This is a genomic window from Azospirillum sp. CT11-132, assembly GCF_047302835.1.
Taxonomy (GTDB): domain Bacteria; phylum Pseudomonadota; class Alphaproteobacteria; order Azospirillales; family Azospirillaceae; genus Azospirillum.
The window spans coordinates 2,676,348-2,695,422 of sequence record NZ_JBGLZA010000003.1; the positions used below are offsets into that span (position 1 = coordinate 2,676,348).

General features: G+C 68.3%; 16 protein-coding genes. 2 read left to right on the plus strand and 14 right to left on the minus strand.

The window, feature by feature from the left end; genetic code table 11:
• Nucleotides 1-28: 28 nt before the first annotated feature.
• The 4 genes from ACCD06_RS18625 to ACCD06_RS18640 all read right to left on the minus strand — a co-directional run bounded on the left by ACCD06_RS18625 (nucleotide 29) and on the right by ACCD06_RS18640 (nucleotide 5,877).
• Entirely contained in the window at nucleotides 29-3,298 is a 3,270-nt protein-coding gene (locus ACCD06_RS18625) for an error-prone DNA polymerase (RefSeq protein ID WP_413342384.1), read from the minus strand.
• A gap of 282 nt (nucleotides 3,299-3,580) precedes the next feature.
• A complete protein-coding gene (locus ACCD06_RS18630) occupies nucleotides 3,581-4,102 on the minus strand; it encodes a hypothetical protein (RefSeq protein WP_413342386.1) in 522 nt (173 codons plus the stop codon).
• Nucleotides 4,103-4,117: 15 nt separating this feature from the next.
• Nucleotides 4,118-4,684 carry a hypothetical protein gene (locus tag ACCD06_RS18635; RefSeq protein WP_109073712.1) on the minus strand — a complete coding sequence of 189 codons (567 nt, stop codon included), beginning with the start codon at nucleotides 4,682-4,684 and terminating at the stop codon, nucleotides 4,118-4,120.
• Nucleotides 4,685-4,818: 134 nt separating this feature from the next.
• Nucleotides 4,819-5,877 (minus strand): diguanylate cyclase, encoded by a 1,059-nt coding sequence (locus ACCD06_RS18640; protein ID WP_413342388.1) that lies wholly within the window; start codon nucleotides 5,875-5,877, stop codon nucleotides 4,819-4,821.
• A 256-nt stretch (nucleotides 5,878-6,133) separates the two neighbouring features.
• Here ACCD06_RS18640 and ACCD06_RS18645 point away from each other — a divergent pair, with 256 nt between their 5' ends.
• Complete coding sequence (locus tag ACCD06_RS18645) at nucleotides 6,134-8,026, plus strand: potassium transporter Kup (RefSeq protein WP_109073710.1); 1,893 nt, start codon at nucleotides 6,134-6,136, stop codon at nucleotides 8,024-8,026.
• Nucleotides 8,027-8,143: 117 nt separating this feature from the next.
• Here the strand turns inward: ACCD06_RS18645 and ACCD06_RS18650 are convergent, their stop codons facing one another.
• From ACCD06_RS18650 to ACCD06_RS18675, 6 genes are all read right to left on the minus strand, one after another.
• Nucleotides 8,144-8,398: a hypothetical protein gene (locus ACCD06_RS18650; RefSeq protein ID WP_413342391.1), complete on the minus strand. Its 255-nt coding sequence runs from the start codon at nucleotides 8,396-8,398 to the stop codon at nucleotides 8,144-8,146.
• A gap of 68 nt (nucleotides 8,399-8,466) precedes the next feature.
• Nucleotides 8,467-9,063 (minus strand): hypothetical protein, encoded by a 597-nt coding sequence (locus ACCD06_RS18655; protein WP_109073708.1) that lies wholly within the window; start codon nucleotides 9,061-9,063, stop codon nucleotides 8,467-8,469.
• Between the two features lie 113 nt (nucleotides 9,064-9,176).
• Nucleotides 9,177-10,118 carry an Hsp33 family molecular chaperone gene (locus tag ACCD06_RS18660; protein ID WP_413342393.1) on the minus strand — a complete coding sequence of 314 codons (942 nt, stop codon included), beginning with the start codon at nucleotides 10,116-10,118 and terminating at the stop codon, nucleotides 9,177-9,179.
• Between the two features lie 188 nt (nucleotides 10,119-10,306).
• The gene (gene argF / locus ACCD06_RS18665) at nucleotides 10,307-11,254 is read right to left on the minus strand and encodes an ornithine carbamoyltransferase (RefSeq protein ID WP_413342395.1); all 948 of its coding nucleotides are present in this window, start codon (nucleotides 11,252-11,254) and stop codon (nucleotides 10,307-10,309) included.
• Nucleotides 11,251-12,423 carry an aspartate aminotransferase family protein gene (locus ACCD06_RS18670; protein WP_413342397.1) on the minus strand — a complete coding sequence of 391 codons (1,173 nt, stop codon included), beginning with the start codon at nucleotides 12,421-12,423 and terminating at the stop codon, nucleotides 11,251-11,253. The genes argF and ACCD06_RS18670 overlap by 4 nt, the downstream gene beginning before the upstream one ends.
• Nucleotides 12,424-12,547: 124 nt before the next feature.
• Entirely contained in the window at nucleotides 12,548-13,351 is an 804-nt protein-coding gene (locus tag ACCD06_RS18675) for an ABC transporter permease (protein WP_109073704.1), read from the minus strand.
• A 98-nt stretch (nucleotides 13,352-13,449) separates the two neighbouring features.
• Here ACCD06_RS18675 and ACCD06_RS18680 point away from each other — a divergent pair, with 98 nt between their 5' ends.
• On the plus strand, nucleotides 13,450-14,028 hold the full coding sequence (locus ACCD06_RS18680) for a regulatory protein RecX (protein ID WP_413342399.1): 579 nt from the start codon (nucleotides 13,450-13,452) through the stop codon (nucleotides 14,026-14,028).
• A gap of 357 nt (nucleotides 14,029-14,385) precedes the next feature.
• Here ACCD06_RS18680 and rpmB read toward each other — a convergent pair whose 3' ends face one another.
• The 4 genes from rpmB to ACCD06_RS18700 form a co-directional block, all read right to left on the minus strand.
• Nucleotides 14,386-14,685, minus strand: coding sequence for a 50S ribosomal protein L28 (gene rpmB, locus ACCD06_RS18685; RefSeq protein WP_042696295.1), 300 nt, complete (start codon nucleotides 14,683-14,685; stop codon nucleotides 14,386-14,388).
• A gap of 218 nt (nucleotides 14,686-14,903) precedes the next feature.
• Nucleotides 14,904-15,620: a phasin family protein gene (locus ACCD06_RS18690; RefSeq protein ID WP_413342402.1), complete on the minus strand. Its 717-nt coding sequence runs from the start codon at nucleotides 15,618-15,620 to the stop codon at nucleotides 14,904-14,906.
• A gap of 229 nt (nucleotides 15,621-15,849) precedes the next feature.
• Nucleotides 15,850-16,848, minus strand: coding sequence for a methylmalonyl Co-A mutase-associated GTPase MeaB (gene meaB, locus ACCD06_RS18695; RefSeq protein ID WP_413342404.1), 999 nt, complete (start codon nucleotides 16,846-16,848; stop codon nucleotides 15,850-15,852).
• Nucleotides 16,849-17,228: 380 nt separating this feature from the next.
• A complete protein-coding gene (locus ACCD06_RS18700) occupies nucleotides 17,229-18,869 on the minus strand; it encodes an ABC transporter ATP-binding protein (RefSeq protein WP_413342406.1) in 1,641 nt (546 codons plus the stop codon).
• Nucleotides 18,870-19,075: the final 206 nt, after the last annotated feature.

Sequence of the window (19,075 nt, forward strand, 5' to 3'; positions counted from 1 at the left end):
AGCGTGATGTCAGGAGCAATCAGCTCCTTCAATGAAAATTGCGGCCCTTGGGAAATGGTCTTTCGGTATGGCGGTCCTCGCCGGTCAGTTCGGCCAGCCGGTGGGTCAGGTCGATCAGCGATTCCACCCGCAGATGGACGACGCCCTCCTGGTTCTGCACCCGGCCGGTGGCGGCCATCAGCCGGGCGGTCATGATCGGGCGGCGGAAGGTTTCGAAGGCATCCGGCATGACGACGAGGTTGGCGACCCCGGTCTCGTCCTCCAGCGTGATGAAGACGACGCCCTCGGCGCTGCCCGGCCGCTGGCGCACCAGGACGAGGCCGGCGGTGGTCAGGCGCCGGCCGTCGCGGGCCTGGGCAAGCCGCTCCGCCGGGGTGATGCCGGGCAGGCCGTCGCGCAGCAGCGACAGAGGGTGGGCCTTCAGCGACAGGGACAGGCTGGTGTAATCCATCACCACATGTTCGCCGAGCGCCATGGCGGGCAGGGGGGCTTCGGGTTCCTCCGCCATCGGGCCGTCGAGGCGGGCGAAGAGCGGCAGCGGCTGGTCGCCCAGCGCCCGCACCGCCCACAGCGCCGCCCGGCGGTCGAGCCCGACGGAGCGGAAGGCGTCTGCCTTGGCGAGCTTTTCCAACGCCGCGACCGGCAGACGCGCACGGCGCCACAGGTCGTAGGGGTCGCGGTAGCCGCCGGCGCGGGAGAGGACGATGGCGTCGGCGTGCGACTCGGTGAAGCCCTTGATGAGGCGGAGGCCGAGGCGGAGGTGGGAAGTGCCCTCTCCGAGATTCCCCCTCTCCCCCCTGGGGAGAGGGTCGGGGTGAGGGGGATGCGTGGTGTGGATCTCTTCGGCTGCGCCGAACCCCCTCATCCTAACCTTCTCCCCGGGGGGGAGAAGGGACTGGTGTAGGGCGGGAGAGGGCGCATATTCCACCGCACAATCCCAGCCCGACAGGTTCACATCCGGCGGCAGCACCGTCACGCCGTGCTCCTTTGCATCGCGGACGATCTGCGCCGGGGCGTAGAAGCCCATGGGCTGGCTGTTCAGCAGGGCGGCGGCGAAGATGGCGGGGTGGTGGCGCTTGATCCAGGCGGAGACATAGACCAGCAGGGCGAAGCTGGCGGCGTGGCTTTCCGGGAAGCCGTACTCGCCGAACCCCTCGATCTGCTGGAAACAGCGCTCGGCGAAGGTGGGGTCACAGCCGTTGGCGATCATGCCGGCGATGAACTTGTCGTGGAACAGCTGGACCTTTCCGGTCTTGCGGAAGGCGGCCATGGCGCGGCGCAGCTGGTCGGCCTCCTCGGCGGTGAAGCCGGCGCCGACCATGGCGACCTTCATCGCCTGCTCCTGGAACAGCGGCACGCCCAACGTCTTGTAGAGGACCGGCTCCAGCTTCGGCATCGGGTAAGTGATGTCCTCTGCCCCGCTGCGGCGGCGCAGGTAGGGATGGACCATGCCGCCCTGGATCGGGCCGGGGCGGACGATGGCGACCTCGATCACCAGATCGTAAAATTTCTTGGGCTTCAGCCGGGGCAGCATGCTCATCTGCGCCCGGCTTTCGACCTGGAAGACACCCAAGCTGTCGGCCCGCCCCAGCATCTCGTAGACCGCCGGATCCTCCTTGGGCAGGCTGTCCAGCGTCCAGCGTTGCCCGTGCACCTGCTCGATCAGGTCGAAGGCGCGATGGATGCAGGTCAGCATGCCCAGCGCCAGCACGTCGACCTTCAGGATGCCCAGCGCGTCGATGTCGTCCTTGTCCCATTCGATGGTGCTGCGATCCTCCATCGCCGCATTGGCGACGGGGCAGAGATCCGACAGCGGGCCACGGGTGATGACGAAGCCGCCGACATGCTGCGACAGATGGCGGGGAAAGCCGATCAGCTCCTGAGCCAGTTCCAGCGTGCGCTTGAGCCTTGGATCATCGGGATCGACGCCGAGCGAGCGGGCGCGCTCCTCGTCGACGCCGTCGCGGCTCCAGCCCCAGATGGAGCCGGTCAGCCGCGCCACCAGATCGGCCGACAACCCCATCGCCTTGCCGACCTCGCGCAGGGCGCTGCGGGCGCGGTAGCGGATGACGGTGGCGGTCAGGCCGGCGCGGGCGCGGCCGTACTTCCTGTAGATGTACTGGATCACCTCCTCGCGCCGCTCATGTTCGAAATCGACGTCGATGTCGGGGGGCTCGCCGCGGGCGGTGGAGATGAAGCGCTCGAACAGCAGATCGACCTCGGTCGGATCGACCGACGTGATGCCCAGGCAGTAGCAGACGGCGGAGTTGGCCGCACTGCCGCGCCCCTGGCAGAGGATGCCCTGGCTCCGCGCGAATCGGACGATGTCGTGGACGGTCAGGAAATAGGGGGCGTAGCGCAGCTCCCCGATCAAGGCCAACTCATGCTTGACGGCGGCGCGGACCTTGTCGGGGATGCCGCCGGGATACAGTCTTGCGCCCCCCTCCCAGGTCAGCGTCACCAGCGTGTCCTGCGGATCGCGGCCCTCCGCCACTTCGTCGGGATATTCATAGCGCAACTCGTCCAGCGAGAAGCGGCAGGCCTCGGCGATCTCCAGAGTGCGGGCGACGGCGTCGGGGTGGTCGCGGAACAGGCGCACCATCTCGACGGCCGGTTTCAGGTGGCGCTCGGCATTGGCGGACAGCCGCCAGCCGGCCTCGTCGATGGTGGTGTGGTGGCGGATGCAGGTCATCACGTCGGCCAGCGCCCGCCGGCCGGCGCCATGATAGAGCACGTCGTTGGTGGCGACCAGCGGCACTCCCTCCGCCTCCGCCAGCCCGGTCAGCCAGCGCAGCCGCCGGGAATCGTCGCCCTGGTAGCGGTGGCTCGCCGCCAGATAGAGCTGCCCGCGCGCCAGCCCGCCGCGCCAGGCGCGCAGTTCGCGCAGGAACGACTCGGCAGACTGGCCGGCGCGCTGGTGGGGGCCGAGCAGCAGGAACAGCATGCCCTCGGCATGGGCCAGCACGTCGGCGCGGGCGATGAAGCACTCGCCCTTCGGCGCCCGCATCTTGCCCAGGGTCAGCAGCCGCGACAGCCGGGCATAGGCGGCGCGGTCGGTCGGGTAGGCCAGCAGGCTGTCGGCGTCGGTCAGGTCCAGCCGGCAGCCGATCAGCGCCCGGATGCCCGCCTTCTTCGCCGCCGCATGCATCTGCACCACGCCGGCCAGCGAATTGCGGTCCGTCACCCCCACCGCCGCCAGCCCGAGCGCCGCCGCGGTCATCGCCAGCTCGTCAGCGTGCGAAGCCCCCTCCAGAAAGCTGAAGTTGGTGGCGACCTGCAACTCGGCGTAACGGATCATGGCAAGGCTCCCCGGCGCGCGTGGATGGGTGCGCGCGGGGATGATAGTCCGAAAATGGGATTGGTGTCATTATTGTGGCGGAGAAGTGTTGGCTTCGATTGCCCCCACCTAACCTCCCCCGCTGGGCGGGGGAGGGACTGCCGCTGCCTTTTCAAACAAGCGCTTAATCCCCTCCCCCGCCCAGCTCTCGCACAAAGCTTCGCTTTGTGCTGACGCGACAGGCGGACCGTAGGTCCGCTGAGAGCGGGGGAGGGTCAGGGTGGGGGCGATCGAAGCCGAAACTCACCCCAAGTAGGACTCCACGCCCATGACCGCGAAGCCCTTGTTCTCCGGGAAGCGGGCGTTGACCTTTTCGCGGGCCTTCTTCTCGTCCAGTGCCCAGACCAGAAAGCGCCGGCCGCGCTTCCAGCTGTCCAGCGCGGTGGGGGTGAGGCTGGCGTTGACGCGGGAGGCGTATTCGATGTTGACCACCCGCAGAAGCCAGCCCTGGTCCTTCTGGGTGCGGCGGTCGTCCAGCACATAGATGCGGCGGTCGGCGGCGCCGGCGGCCTTCAGGCGCTGTTCGAGATCCTCGCAGCCCAGCTCGGCCATCGCCTTGCGGCGGCGGGCGTCGCGCAGGTCGCGGGCCTGCTGCAGCGTGACTCGGGCGATCTTCTTGATCCGCTCCACCTGCGCCTGCTTGCGCGAGACGGCGGTGGCGATCCGCTCCTCCGACGTCTTCAGGCGGCGCAGAGCCAACAGCAGCGACACCGCCAGCGAGGCGAGGCCGACCAGGCCGGCGAAGATGTAGGGGATGCTGTCCATGGCGCGTCCTCTGTCTCAGCTCGCTTTGGCGACCGGCGTGTCGGCGGACAGGAACTCCTGCATCCGCGTCACCGCATAGCCGAAGGCGGGCGGATAGCGCCGCTCGATCTCGGTCCGCGCTTCCGCCATCGAGCGCGCCCACACCTCGATCATCTGCGGCTGCGCCCAGCTCGGGTCGACCAATGCGTGCTGGCTCTGCTGGACGGCGCCGGTGCCGACATATTTGTTCACGACCATGGCGACGTAGCAGGGACTGCCCTGGACCTCCTCGCCGACCAGGCGGACCAGCCGTTCGCCGGATTGGCGCGCATCCTCGATCTGGCGTTCCATCACCTTGCGGCGGCGCAGCACATCCTCGACTGCGCCGTCCAGTTCCTTCAACTCGCGGATGCGGTCACCGCGGCGGGCTTCGAACTTCGTCTCCATCTTGGCGCGGCGGGCGATGACGTCGCGCACCCCCTCCGACCCGTGGCGGCGTTCGATCGCGCGTTCGCCGAGCACGATGACGAGCTTGCCGATGCCGAACCCCAGCCCCGACAACCCGAAGGCGGTGATCAGCGCGTTGGTATAGTCCTGCCACATGTGCGAGTCCCCGATCGGGAATGCAATCCGGGTGGATGCTTCCGACCCTAAGGAGTACCCCCTCGCTTGCCGTGGTTCAATCGCGGCGCTGTAACGATATTTCACATGAAACATGCCGGTAGGGGACGCATGCCTTATCCCTCCGCCCGTTCCACCCGGTTGCGACCAGCCTGTTTGGCGGCGTGCAGCGCATGTTCGGCGCGGTGCAGGGTCTGTTCGACGCCGGGTTCACTGGGCAGCCAGTCGGCCACGCCGATGCTGGCGGTGACGGGGATCGCCCGCTCCTCCAGCAGGATGGGGCTGTCGGCCAGGGCTGCGCGCACCCGTTCCGCCACCACGGCGGTGCCGGCCCCGTCGGTTTCCGGCAGAAGCACCACGAACTCCGCCCCGCCGGAGCGGGCGATGTGGTCGGAGATGCGCAGCGCCGCCCGCACCCGCTTCACCACCGCGCGCAGGACCGCATCGCCGGCGGCGTCGCCATGGGTGTCGTTGACCGCCTTGAAGCCGTCGAGGTCGAGCAGGAAGACGCCGAGATGCCGGCCATAGCGGCGCGCCCGCGCCAGCTCCGCCGCCGCCAGCTCCAGGAAGCGGCGGCGGTTCCACACGCCGGTCAGCGGGTCCAGCGTCGCCATGCGGTTCAGGCGGACGGTCGCCTCCTCCAGCGCGCGGCTGCGCTCGGCGAGGCGGCGTTCGAGATCCGCCAGCTCGGCATAGGCGCGGAGTGCCGTGACCACGCTGGTGAACAGGCGGCGCGCCGTCAGTTCCGTCTTCGCGGTATAGCCGTCGATCTCATAGGCGAGGACCAGATCCTCCTCCGGCACGCGGGCCGGCTGGCCGGTGCGCAGGACGATGCGGACGGCACGGTTGCCCAGATCCTGGCGGATGCGGCGGACCAGCTGCAGGCCGGCATCCTCGGTCTCCATCACCACGTCGAGCAGGATGACGGCGATGTCCGGGGTGTCGCGCAGGATGCGCTCCGCCTCCGCCGCGCTGGCGCAGTCGAGCAGGCGGACGGGACGGTCGCGGAAGCGCAGCCGGGCGAGCGCCAGCCGGGTGACGGCATGCACCTCCGGCTCGTCGTCGGCGACCAGCACCAGCCAGGGAGGAGCGCCGGGATCGGCGGCATCCGCTGCGGCGGAGGAATTCCGCGGGTCGGGAGACTCGTCCGAGGCGAACAGGAGATCATTGGACATGGCTGCCGGCTCGGAACTGTCCACGGTACACGTAAGGATAGAACCACGCCGCCGCCGTCGATGCAACGGTGCCGAGTGCCGCGCCCGGCCTACATCGTTTCGAATCATGTGCGGCATATTTGGCCCTAGATCCGGCGGCGCATTTGTTGGCGGATCGGTCGGGCCGGTGGCGCGTTTCGCCATTCAGGGCTTGCGTGGCGACGCCAAGCCACCTTAGGCATGGCCGTGTGTACGAAACGATCGGAGCGGACCGGGTATGGAAGCAAGCATGGACGGGCGGGAGCATGCGGCGAAGCTGCGCGCGCTCGCGCTGGGGGCGCTGGGTGTCGTCTATGGCGACATCGGCACCAGCCCGCTCTACACGCTGCGCGAATGCCTGACCGAGGGCGGCGGCTTCCCACTGACGCCCGAGGTCATCCTGGGTGTGCTGTCTCTGATCTTCTGGGCGCTGATCATCACGGTGACGGTGAAATACGTCGTCTTCATCATGCGCGCCGACAACCAGGGCGAGGGCGGCATCCTGGCGCTGACCGCGCTGGCTCTGCGCGGCATGCGGCCGGGCCACCGGCGGACCGGGATGGTCATGGCGATCGGCGTGATGGGCGCCTCGCTGTTCTACGGCGACAGCCTCATCACCCCCGCCATCTCGGTGCTGAGCGCGGTGGAGGGGCTGCATGTCGTCGCCCCCGCCCTGGACAGCTACGTCATTCCGATCACGCTGACCATCCTGGTCGGTCTGTTCGTCCTGCAGCGGTTCGGGACGGAGAAGGTCGGCAAGCTGTTCGGCCCGGTGATGATGGTCTGGTTCCTGACGCTGGCGGCGCTGGGCATCGGGCAGATCATCCGCTATCCGGGTGTGCTGGGAGCGGTGTGGCCCGGCCATGCGGTGGAGATGCTGTTCAACCACGGCTGGCACGGCTTCCTGCTGCTGGGTGCGGTGGTGCTGGCGGTGACCGGGGCGGAGGCGCTCTATGCCGACATGGGCCATTTCGGCCGCAAGCCGATCCGCGGCGCCTGGTACGTCATCGTGCTGCCGTCGCTGCTGCTGTGCTATTTCGGCCAGGGCGCCCTGCTGCTGCACGAACCGGAGGCGATCGAGAACCCCTTCTTCCATCTGGCGCCGGACTGGGCGCAGGTGCCGCTTCTGCTGCTGGCGACCGCCGCCACCATCATCGCCGGGCAGGCGGTGATCTCCGGCGCCTATTCGGTGACGCTGCAGGCGATGCATCTGCGCTACCTGCCGCGGATGGAGGTGATGCATACCTCGGAGCATGAGAAGGGGCAGATCTACATGCCGCAGCTGACATGGCTGCTGCTGGCCGGGGTCATCGTGCTGGTGCTGAGCTTCCAGACCTCCAGCAACCTCGCCGCCGCCTATGGCATCGCGGTGACCGGCACGATGGTGGCGACCACGCTGCTGGCCTACAAGGTGGCGCGCTCGCTCGGCCGCTGGAAGCTGTGGCAGGCGGTGCTGGCGCTGGTGGTGTTCCTGTCGGTCGATCTCGCCTTCTTCCTGTCCAATCTGATCAAGGTGGAGGAGGGCGGCTGGTTCCCGCTTGTGGTCGGCGCGATGGTCTTCCTGCTGATGGCCACGTGGCGGCGCGGGCGCGAGGTTGTGCGCAAGCGGCTGGCCGAGGACGCGCTGCCCTTCGACATGCTGCTGGAGCGGCTGAAGGGCGGGTCGGTGCAGCGGGTGCCGGGCACCGCCGTCTTCCTGACCGGCAACCCGCGCGGCCTGCCGCCGGGGCTGCTGCACAGCCTGAAGCACTACAAGGTGCTGCACCAACGGGTCGTGCTGTTGACCGTCGACATCGAGGACGTGCCCCATGTGCCGGACGACCAGCGTTTCGAGTTGAAGGCGCTGTCCGCCGGCTTCTTCCGGCTGATCGTCCATTTCGGCTTCAAGGACGAGCCCGACATTCCGCAGGCGCTGGAGATCCGGCGCATCCCGGGACTGCCGTTCGAGCCGATGGAAACCACCTATTTCGTCAGCCGCGAGACGCTGATCCGCACCCACGGCAAATCCGGCCTGCCGCGCTGGCAGGAACCGCTGTTCATTTTCCTGTCGAAGCTGTCGTCCAGCGCGTCGGAATATTTCTGCATCCCGCCCAACCGGGTGGTCGAGCTGGGCATGCAGCTGGAGATTTAGGGCGAATCAGGACGGGCAGAGTTTGCCGGCCGGAAATTTCCTGCGGGCGGCGGGCGGGGGCAGTTTGTGCCGCCCCCGCCCGAAAGCCGACCGCCTCATGCCGCTATCGGCCGGTCTTCACCACACGATGGAAACCGGCGGCTTGTAGGCGGAGGCGGCGAACATCTGCCGCACCGCCAGTTCCAGCTTGATCTGCGCCTCCGACTTCTTGACGAAGGACAGATCGATGTCGCCCAAGGACTTCACCACGCAGCCGGAGCGGCTGAGGTTGCGGAGCGCCGCCTGGGACGCCCGCTGTTTTTCCTCGGGGATGGCGGTGATTGTGGCCGATCCCTCCGGCGGCCTGACGACGTAGAGGTCGAATTTCGGCATGGGCACTCTCCGTTCTGACGAAAGGTCGAGTGCCCATCGCAAGGGCCGGGCCAACTGCCGCAATGGGCTCAGCGCCGGACCATCGGCGCCAGATCCTTGCGGATGCCGGCGTCGAGGCGGGCGTTCAGGTCCTCCATCATCCGGCGGGTGATGTCGAGGAAAGTCGCCTCGCGATCGGCCAGCGAGATGTTCTCCGCCACGGTGGTGGAGTGGGTGACGGTGGAGCGGGTCACGCCGCGGAAGCCGCCGCTGCCGGTGTCCGGCACCTCGCCGGCGATCTCCACCTCGATCCGGCCGTCATAGCGCTGGGCCTGGTCGTTGGTGAAATAGCCGGTGAGACCCTTCTTGGTGGGCAGGGGCACCTCGACGATGCTGGCGTCGCGGATGGTGACGCGCACGCGCCCCGGCCCGCCGGCCGCCTGCAGCCGCTCCGCCGCCCAGCGCCGCACCGCCTCGACCGGCGGAACGGCGGAGCGGTTCTCCACATGCTTGCCGCCAACCGGGCGGTAGGCGTCGACCACGTCGATGGTGCCGGCATTCAGCACGATCGGCCCGAAATTGGAGAAATCGACCGGCCGCGGCGCCGGCCGCGGCGGCGCGCTCTGGCAGGCGGCAAGCAGGAGGGTGGCCATTCCGGCGGCGAGGGCAAAGCGGCGCGACAGCATGGGGGCTCCGGTTCTTGGGCTGCGTTCGGCAACCTGGGTTACTGGAAAAGGAAAGGGGCGCGGCGCGGCCGCCGCGCCCCCATGAACGCGCTGGTGTCTGACCCTATTCCCCGTCAGGAGGCGGGTCCATACACGCGGTCGAGGTCCGCGTCGGTGAAGTGGTAGTCGGTCGAGCAGAACTGGCAGGTCACCTCGACCCGGCCGTCGTCGATCTTCAACTCCTGCACCTCTTCGCGGGGCAGGCTGCGCAGCATGGTCTCCACCCGCTCGCGCGAGCAGCGGCAGCCGAAGCGCAGCGCATGGCCCTCATAGATCCGCACGCCGTCCTCGTGGAACAGGCGGTAGAGCAGGTCGGACGCGGCGAGATCGGTCGACAGCAGCTCGTCGCCGGTGACGCTGGCCATCAGCACCATGGCGCGGCGCCAGTCGTCTTCCTTGTCGGACGCGACCAGACCCTGTTCCTGCGGTAGGCGCTGGATCATGATGCCGCCGGTGCGCCACTGGCCGGGCGTGCCGTCCGGCTTCACCTCGCGGTCGACCGAGACGGTCAGGCCGGTGTCGATCTGCTCGGACTGGCGGAAGTAGTGCTGGACGCAGTCGGTCAGCGTCTTGCCGTACAGCTCGACGATGCCCTGGTAGCGGTCGGTGTCCTGACCCTGGTCCACCGTGAAGGCGATGTAGCCCTTGCCGAGCAGCGCCGCGGCCGGAGCGATGTCGACGTCCCGCTCGGCCTTGGCCAGGGCTTCCGGATCGAACTGGGCATAGGCGCGCACGTCGCCGACCGAGGTGACGTCGGCCACCATCAGGCGGATCGGCCCGTCGCCCTTGGTCTGCAGCGTGAAGATGCCCTCGTACTTCAGCATGCTGGCGAGCAGCACGGCCAGCGTCGCCGTCTCCGCCAGGAAGCGGGCGACGGTGGGCGGATAGTCGTGGCGGGTCAGGATCTCGTCGATCGCCGGCCCCAGCTTGACGACGCGGCCGCGCAGGCGCGACGCCTCGATCTGGAACGGCAGGACGAAATCATCGGTGAGCGGGCGGACGGACGGATCGTCCATAGGGCGGATTCCTTAAGACAGAGACCGGTTATGCAGGCGTAGGGCCGAAGATCGGGGCGGCGAGCGGCCGAATCAAGATCGGCAGGGCACCCATGCATGGGGGTGGCCTGTGGGTGTGGGGAGGTTAGGCCCCCACCCTGACCCTCCCCCGCCCAGCGGGGGAGGTTAGGTGGGGGTCTAACCTACGCTCAATCCAGAACGCCCATGCACCAGCCGAGGATGGCCTTCTGGGCGTGCAGGCGGTTTTCCGCCTCGTCCCAGACCACCGAATGGCGGCCGTCGATCACGCCGTCGGTCACTTCCTCGTTCCGGTGGGCCGGCAGGCAATGCATGAACAGCGCATCCGGATGGGCGTGCGCCATCAGCGCCTCGTTCACCTGATAGGGAGTGAGGATCGCCGCGCGCTCGTCCACGTCGGTGTTGTGCATCGAGGCCCAGGCGTCGGTGATGACGCACTCCACCCCGCGCACCGCCTCTTCCGGCGACTCGGTGACGACCAGACGGCCGGTGCCCTCGCGCTCCGCCCAGGCCAGCAGCTCCGGCGACGGGCCGTAGACGGTCGGGCAGGCCAGACGCAGTTCGAAGCCGAAGCGGACGGCGGCGTGCGCCCAGCTGACCGCGACGTTGTTGCAGTCGCCGATCCAGGCGACCGTCCGGCCGTTGATCGGACCGCGATGCTCCTCGAAGGTCATCAGGTCGGCCATGATCTGGCAGGGGTGGGTCTGGTCGGTCAGGCCGTTGATGATCGGGATGCTGGCATGGGCCGCCAACTCATGCACCCGCTCCTCGCCGGTGGTGCGGACCATCACGGCGTCGACGAATCGGGACAGCACGCGGGCGGTGTCGCCGATGGTCTCGCCGCGGCCCAACTGCATGTCGTCGGGCTTCAGCACCACGACGCTGCCGCCGAACTGCTGCATGCCGACCTCGAACGACACGCGGGTGCGGGTCGAGGGCTTCTCGAAGATCAGGGCCAGCGAACGGCCGGCCAGCAGGGTGGAATGGGCCAGCCGGTCCTTCTTCAGGTCGGCCTTGATGCGGACGGCATGGTCGAGCAGACGGCGCAGGGTGGCGCCGTCCAGCCGGTCGATGTCGAGAAAATGCCGGACCGTGTTGTTGTTATTGTCGCCGCTCATCCCACGCACTCCTGCGCCGTCCGGTCGAGAATCGCGACGGCTTCGTTCACTTCGGCTTCGCCGATGTTCAGGGGCGGCAGCAGCCGCACCACATTGTCGCCGGCCGGGACCGACAGCAGGCCGTTGGCGCGCAGCTTCGTCACCACCTCGCCGACCGGCTGGCCCAGCTTCAGGCCCAGCATCAGGCCCTGGCCACGCATTTCCAGGAACAGCGACGGATACTTGGCGACCAGCTCTTCCAGACGGCCGCGCAGAGAGGCCGAGGTCTGCTGGACGGTGTCCAGGAAGCCCGGCGCCAGCATGACGTCCAGCACGGCGTTGCCGACGGCGGTCGCCAGCGGGTTGCCGCCATAGGTCGAGCCGTGGGTGCCGGCGGTCATGCCCGACGCCGCACGCTCCGTCGCAAGGCAGGCGCCGAGCGGGAAGCCGCCGCCGATGCCCTTGGCGACGCACATGACGTCCGGGGTGATGCCGGCCCATTCATGCGCGAACAGCTTGCCGGTGCGGCCCATGCCGCACTGGATCTCGTCCAGGAACAGCAGCAGGCCATGCTCGTCGCACAGCGCACGCAGGCCGCGCAGGAACTCCACGGAGCCGGCGCGGATGCCGCCCTCGCCCTGGATCGGCTCGACGCAGATTCCGCCGGTCTGCGGCGTGATCGCGGCGCGCACGGCGTCGAGGTCTCCGAACGGCACCTGATCGAAGCCGTCCAGCAGCGGGTCGAAGCCGTGCACCAGCTTCTCCTGCTTGGCGGCCGAGATGGCGCCCAGCGTGCGGCCGTGGAAGGCCTGCTCGAAGGTGATGATGCGGTTCTTCTGCGGGTTGCCGGAGTCATAGTGGTACTTGCGGACGGCCTTGGCACCGCATTCCCACGCTTCCGCACCGGAGTTCGTGAAGAACACGGTGTCGGCGAAGGTCACCTCGGTCAGGCGCTTGCCCAGGCTCTCCTGTCCGGCGACCCGGAACAGGTTGGAGGTGTGCCACAGCTTCTTCGCCTGCTCGGTCAGCTTTTCGACCAGATAGGGGTGCGCGTGACCCAGCGCGTTCACCGCGACGCCGGCGGCGAAGTCGAGGAATCGTCGCCCGTCGGTCGCGTAGAGATACGGACCTTCACCGCGCTCGAACACGACGTCGGCGCGGGCGTATGTGGGCATAACGACGGGGATCACGGCTTTGGACTCCAAAAATGGAAAATCCGGCGGCCATGCCTGACCGCCGGGAACGGCAAATATCCGGGGATTGATGGGTTCTGTCAACGGATAGGGGTGGGAAAGCGCGGCGATTGCCGCGTCTTTACGCCTTGAGCTTGTATCCGGTCTTGAACATGCGCCAGGCGAGCCACCAAAGGCCGGCATTCACGCCCAGCATCACCGCGACGCCAAGCCAGCGCGCCCCGTCGGACACCCCGATGAAGCCGTAGCGGAAGCCGTCGATCATGTAGAAGAACGGGTCGAAATGGGCGACCCACCAGAAGACAGGCGGCAGCGTGTCGACCGAATAGAAGGTGCCGGACAGGAAGGACAGCGGCGTCACCACGAAGTTGGTGACCGCGGCGATGTTGTCGAACTTCTCCGACCAGACACCGCCGACCAGACCCAGCAGCGACAGCAGCATCGACGCCATCACCGCGTGGAACAGCACGAAGCCGGGATGCGGCATGTGCATCGGGATCACCGCCCAGATGGCGAGCCCCGTCACCAGACCGACCACGACGCCGCGGGTGATGCCGCCGAAGACGAAGCCGCTGACCAGTTCCATCGGCGACAGCGGCGGCATCAGGATGTCGACGATGTTGCCCTGGACCTTGGCGATGACGACGGAGGAGGAGGTGTTGGCGAAGGCGTTCTGCACCATCGCCATCATGATCAGGCCGGGCGCCAGGAATTGCAGATAGGGCGTCTCGCCCACCATCCGCACCGCCGACCCGAGCGACAGGGCGAACACCGCGTAATAGAGCAGCGTCGTCACCACCGGCGCCCAGACGGTCTGCTGGTGCACCTTGATGAAGCGCCGTACCTCGCGTGCGTAGAGCGTCCACAGGCCGATCCAGTTGACGGTACCGACATTGCGCGGCATGGGAGGAAGGGGAAGGGTCATCGCGTCACGATCTGCCTTTTGGGAACCGGCCGGTGTAAGGCCACGGACTGTACGTGCCCCCCGTCCATCCGGCAACCGCCGCCTCCGAAGGGACTGCCATGAACACCGACGACAAGCGTTCCGCTTCCCCGGCCAGAAAGCCGCCGAAGCGCGTCACGCCGCAATATCTGGAGAATGCGGCGCTGCACTACCTGGAGCGCTTCGCCAGTTCGACGGCCAACCTGCGCCGGGTGCTGATGCGCAAGGTCGACCTGTCGGCCAAGGCGCACGGCACCGACCGCGAGGAGGGTGCCCGCTGGATCGACGAACTGCTGGCCCGCTATGTCCGCAGCGGCCTGCTGAACGACGAGACCTATGCTCGCATGCGGACGGAGAGCCTCCATCGCCGCGGCGCCTCCACCCGGCTGATCGCCCAGAAGCTGGCCGGCAAGGGCATCGGCCGCGACGAGGCCGACAAGGCGCTGGACAGCCTGCGCGAGGATGTCGGGCCCGATCTGGACCTGACGGCGGCGCTGGCTTTGGCGAAGCGGCGGCGGCTGGGGCCGTACCGCCGGCCGGAGCAGCGCGAGGCGCTCCGCGACAAGGACATGGCGGCGCTGGGGCGGGCAGGCTTCGGGTACGAGATCGCCCGGCGGGTGGTGGATGCGGAGGATCCGGACGAGGTGTTGGGGGAGTGAAAGTTAGACCCCCACCCTAACCCTCCCCCGCTCTCAGCGGACCTCCGGTCCGCCTGCCGCGTCAGCACAAAGCAAAGCTTTGTGCGAGAGCTGGGCGGGGGAAGGGATTGGTGCTGATGCGGGAGAGCGGCGGCAGTCCCTCCCCCGCCCAGCGGGGGAGGTTAGGTGGGGGTCTAACGCCGCGAAGCCGAAGCACCCCCCCCAGAAACGACGAAACGCGCGGCACCCTTTCGGATGTCGCGCGCCGCTCTCTTACCGGGAGTCGGAATCGTCCTGTACGCGTCCTAATTCTTGTCGGCGGAGCGGCAAGCGCCCCGCCTCAGCACACCAAACGCGCCCCAGATGCCGGGGAAGCTATCAGGCCGCGACCTGCTGCTTCTCCTGGGCCTTGGCGATCCGGCGCTTGATGCGACGGGCGTCGAGGCTCAGGACGGCGTCCTTCGCATCGAGCAGGAAGGCGTCGAGGCCGCCCTTGTGCTCGATCGAGCGGATCGCGTTCACCGAGAGGCGCAGACGCACCAGCTGCCCCAGGCTGTCGCTGAGCAGCGACGTTTCCTGGAGGTTCGGCTGGAAGCGGCGGCGATTCTTGTTGTTGGCGTGGCTGACGTTGTTGCCAAACTGCGTGCCCTTGCCGGTCACGGAGCACCGACGTGCCATCGGACTGATCCTTTACTTTAGCAAATGAAACCCGGTAACGGACGGCCTGCCGCCCGAAGGAGGCCGCTATATAGTCGAACAAAAGCGCCGTCGTCAAGCCGGGATCCGCGATGAAACCGTCAAAAGCCGAGTCGTCGCGGAAAGGTGGAGAGTCGAAGCGCGGCGGCCTCTTCGATCAGGCGAAGAGACGCGCCGCGCCAATCTTGCCGTGACCGGTGTCAGTTCACGGTGGGGGAGGTCTTCGACGCCGGCTTGGCGGCAACCGGCTTGGCCTGGCGGCGCGGCGCCGGCTTGGCCGCCGCCTTCACCTCCTCGGCGAAGGCGGCGGCCGGAGCGGCCTGCTCGGCCTTCACCGTCTCGACCAGTTCCTGCACCGGAACCTCGACCGGCTTGGCGGCGGCGACCGGAGCGGTCTCGGCAGCCTTGACCGGAACCGGGGCCGGCGCCGGAGCGGCTTTCGGTGCCTCGACGGCCGGGGCCGGCGCGGGGGCTTCGACCTTTGCCTCGATCTTCGGCGCCTCGGCCTTCGGGGCGGCGACCGTCACCAGCGTCGGCTTCGGCGCCTCGGCCTTCGGGGATGCGACCGGAGCGGGCGCGGCAACCGGAGCGGCATCGGCGGCCGGAGTCGGCAGGGTGGTGATCTCGGCGGCGATCTTGGTGGAGACGTCCAAGAAGCCCTGCACGCTCTCGGTCATGCGGGCCTGGGCGGTGGACAGCCAGTCGCGCTGCAGCGCCGCCAGATCGGCGGGGGTGCGGGCCTTGCCCAGCCCGGCGGCCAGACGGCTGGCGTCGTTCACCGAGGCGGTCACGCCGTCGAACCAGCGGCGGTAGCCGTCCTGGACCAGGGTGGCGACGCGGGCGGACTTGGCCGCGGTGGTTTGGGCGTTGGTCTTGAACAGGTTCAGGACGTTGGCGGGGGTCGGCTGAGCGGTCATGGCGTTGTCTCCCGTGGAAAAGGCACATTGGCGGAAACGGAAAGGCCGCTCCGGCGTAACCCCAGGAGACCGCGGGCACCCCGGCCCAAGCGATGTTCATCGAATCGACAAAGGCCGAATCGACACACGTCGCCCCTTTCCCGCCCGGCGCAGAATAGCCCTACGGTTGGTGCGGTGCAACGGATTTGTTGCGGTGCAGCATAAGCTGAACGGATTATGCCGGGCCCACTTATGATTCGCTCGGTTGGTCGAGGAAGCGCCCCAGCAGGATATGGGCGGCGGCGGCCGGAATGGTGGTTCCGGCGGTCACCTCCGCCTCGAGTCGCGCCAGATCGGCCCGCACGGCGGGGTGGGCGCGGAAGCGGTCGATCAGCGTCTCGCGGATCTCGCTCCACAGCCAGGCGCGGGCCTGTTCGGCCCTGCGGGTGGCGCGGGCGCCGTTGGCTTCCGTCAGCGCCTTGTGCTCGCCGATGGTCTGCCACACCGTGTCGATGCCGATCTTCTGGAAGGCGGAGCAGCTGAGCACCGGCACCCGCCAGTCGCCGTGGCGCAGCAGGGCCAGCGCGTGGCGATAGTCGGCGACGGTGTGGCGGGCGGTGGCGGCGAGGTCGCCGTCGGCCTTGTTGACGACCACGAGATCGGCCAGCTCGACGATGCCCTTCTTGATGCCCTGCAGCTCGTCGCCGCCGGCCGGGAGCAGCAGCAGCATGAACAGGTCGACCATGTCGGCGACCGCGGTTTCCGACTGGCCGACGCCGACCGTCTCCACCACGATCACGTCGAAGCCGGCGGCCTCGCAGATCAGCATCGCCTCGCGCGTGCGTCGGGCCACGCCGCCCAGCGTCGCCCCGGCCGGGGAGGGGCGGATGAAGGCGTTGGCCTCGCGCGACAGATCGACCATGCGGGTCTTGTCGCCCAGGATAGAGCCGCCGGTGCGCTGCGACGACGGATCGACCGCCAGCACCGCGACCTTGTGTCCCAGCCCGATGACATGCAGCCCGAACGCCTCGATGAAGGTCGACTTGCCCACCCCCGGCACGCCGGAGATGCCGAGTCGCACCGAGGTGCCGGTGTGGGGCAGCAACGCCGCCAGCAGCGCGTCGGCGGTTTCGCGATGGTCGGCGCGCGTCGATTCGATCAGCGTGATCGCCCGCGCCAGCGCCCGCCGGTCCCCCGACCGGACGGCTTCGGCGAGGCGGGCGGCGTCTTGCAGGGCGGTGTCGGTCATGGCGTCGGCGTCAGTCAGTGCGAGGGGAGCGGTACCCTACCCGCGGAGTGGTCCGGGATAAAGCCTTTGCCGGAGTGGCGGGTTGTCCCACGGCGGAAGGTTGCGGCCGTGGGAAACAAGATTGACACGGATGTCACGGATGTAAGCACGGATGTCACGGACGCCGTTTGGAATGCCGTCAGCCTGCTTGGGCGAGCATCATCATGACCATCTGAATATTGAGCTTGGTCGAGCGCTCTCTTCGTTCATTGGGCGTCCAACTCGGCAAGCTCAAGAACATCCGTGACATCCGTGTCTTCATTCGTGACATCCGTGTCTTCATTCGTGACATCCGTGTCAATCTTGCCCGCACTTCCTGCGCCTAGGGGATCGCTCGCACCCTACGTCCGCACCGCCGGCGACTCCACCGCCTCCAGGTTCAGGGCGGCGGCGAGCAGGGCGCGGGTGTACTCCTCGCGCGGGTCCTCGAAGATGCGCTGGGTCGGACCCTGTTCGACCACCTTGCCGTCCTTCATCACCATGACGTGGCTGGACAGTGCCCGCACCACCCGCAGGTCGTGGCTGATGAACAGGTAGGCGAGGTTGTGGCGGGCCTGGATGTCGCGCAGCAGATCGACGATCTGCGCCTGGACCGACATGTCGAGCGCCGAGGTCGGCTCGTCCAGCACGACGAATTTCGGCTTCAGCACCAGGGCGCGGGCGATGGCGATTCGCTGGCGCTGGCCGCCGGAGAACTCGTGCGGGTAGCGGTTGCGGGCTTCGGGCGGCAGGCCGACCTCCTCCAGGGCGCGGGCTACCATCGCCTCGCGTTCCTTGGCATCGCCGATGCCGTGGATGCCCAGCCCCTCGCCGATGATCTGGCCGACCGACAGGCGGGGCGACAGGCTGCCGTAGGGGTCTTGGAAGACGATCTGCATCTCCCGCCGCAGGCCGCGCAGGCGCTTCGGCTGCCAGCCCTGGATGTCGGTGCCGTCGAAGCGGATGGCGCCCTCGCTGGCGTGCAGACGCAGCAGGGCGAGGCCCAGCGTCGTCTTGCCCGATCCCGATTCGCCGACGACTCCAACGGTATGGCCCCGGCGCACCGCGACGTCGACGCCGTCCACCGCCTTGATATGGCCGACGGTGCGGCGCAGCAGCCCCTTCTTGATCGGGAAATAGACCTTCAGCCGGTCGGCGGCCATCACCTCGGCCGCGTCGTCGGGCGGGTTCAGCGGGTTGCCGCGCGGCTCGGCCGACAGCAGCTTCTGGGTGTAGGCATGGCGCGGGCGGATGAACAGGTCGTCGACCTTGGCCTGCTCGACGATCTCGCCCTGGTTCATCACGCAGACGCGGTCGGCCATCTTGCGCACCACGCCGAGATCGTGGGTGATCAGCAGCAGCGCCATGCCGAAGCGGCTCTGCAGATCCTTCAGCAGCGCCAGGATCTGAGCCTGGATGGTGACGTCGAGCGCCGTGGTCGGTTCGTCGGCGATCAGCAGGTCGGGCTCGTTGGCCAGCGCCATGGCGATCATCACACGCTGACGCTGGCCGCCCGACAACTCGTGCGGGTAGGCGGTCAGCCGCTTTTCCGGGTCGGGCAGGCCGACGAGGCGCAGCAGTTCCAGGGTGCGGGCGCGGGCGGCGCTGGTCGACAGGCGCTTGTGCAGGAACAGGGTCTCGTTGATCTGCCGCTCGATGCTGTGCAGCGGGTTCAGCGAGGTCATCGGCTCCTGAAAGATCATGGCGATGCGGTTGCCGCGCACCTGCCGCAGGGTGCGCTCGTCGGCGCCCAGCAGTTCGGTGTCGCGGAAGCGGATCGAGCCGGCGGGGTGGTGCGCCATCGGGTAGGGCAGCAGCTGCAGGATCGACAGCGCCGTGACCGACTTGCCGGAGCCCGATTCGCCGACGAGCGCCAGCGTCTCGCCCTTCTGGATGTCGAAGGACACGCCCTTCACAGCCTGCGTCGCGCCGGCACCCGAGCGGAAATCGACACGCAGGCCCCGCACGGACAGCAGGTCGGGGTTGGGGGGCATGATGGTCATGTCGGCGAACGTCCGCAAAATCCCCCTCTCCCCCCCGGGGAGAGGGTCGGGGTGAGGGGGGAGCACCGCGTGGAGTCATGGGGTGATGAGAGACTTTGCGCTTCTTGCGAAGTCACGCAGTGCGTCCCCCTCACCCTAACCCTCTCCCCGCTTTCGGCGGACCGGAGGTCCGCCTGTCGCGTCAGCGCAAACAAAGTTTGCGCGTG

Coding starts and splice junctions, on each gene's coding strand:
- ACCD06_RS18625 (WP_413342384.1), bottom strand. CDS start 3,298: ATGATCCGTTACGCCGAGTTGCAGGTCGCCACCAACTTCAGCTTTCTG.
- ACCD06_RS18630 (WP_413342386.1), bottom strand. CDS start 4,102: ATGGACAGCATCCCCTACATCTTCGCCGGCCTGGTCGGCCTCGCCTCG.
- ACCD06_RS18635 (WP_109073712.1), bottom strand. CDS start 4,684: ATGTGGCAGGACTATACCAACGCGCTGATCACCGCCTTCGGGTTGTCG.
- ACCD06_RS18640 (WP_413342388.1), bottom strand. CDS start 5,877: ATGTCCAATGATCTCCTGTTCGCCTCGGACGAGTCTCCCGACCCGCGG.
- ACCD06_RS18645 (WP_109073710.1), top strand. CDS start 6,134: ATGGAAGCAAGCATGGACGGGCGGGAGCATGCGGCGAAGCTGCGCGCG.
- ACCD06_RS18650 (WP_413342391.1), bottom strand. CDS start 8,398: ATGCCGAAATTCGACCTCTACGTCGTCAGGCCGCCGGAGGGATCGGCC.
- ACCD06_RS18655 (WP_109073708.1), bottom strand. CDS start 9,063: ATGCTGTCGCGCCGCTTTGCCCTCGCCGCCGGAATGGCCACCCTCCTG.
- ACCD06_RS18660 (WP_413342393.1), bottom strand. CDS start 10,118: ATGGACGATCCGTCCGTCCGCCCGCTCACCGATGATTTCGTCCTGCCG.
- argF (WP_413342395.1), bottom strand. CDS start 11,254: ATGAGCGGCGACAATAACAACAACACGGTCCGGCATTTTCTCGACATC.
- ACCD06_RS18675 (WP_109073704.1), bottom strand. CDS start 13,351: ATGACCCTTCCCCTTCCTCCCATGCCGCGCAATGTCGGTACCGTCAAC.
- ACCD06_RS18680 (WP_413342399.1), top strand. CDS start 13,450: ATGAACACCGACGACAAGCGTTCCGCTTCCCCGGCCAGAAAGCCGCCG.
- rpmB (WP_042696295.1), bottom strand. CDS start 14,685: ATGGCACGTCGGTGCTCCGTGACCGGCAAGGGCACGCAGTTTGGCAAC.
- ACCD06_RS18690 (WP_413342402.1), bottom strand. CDS start 15,620: ATGACCGCTCAGCCGACCCCCGCCAACGTCCTGAACCTGTTCAAGACC.
- meaB (WP_413342404.1), bottom strand. CDS start 16,848: ATGACCGACACCGCCCTGCAAGACGCCGCCCGCCTCGCCGAAGCCGTC.
- ACCD06_RS18700 (WP_413342406.1), bottom strand. CDS start 18,869: ATGACCATCATGCCCCCCAACCCCGACCTGCTGTCCGTGCGGGGCCTG.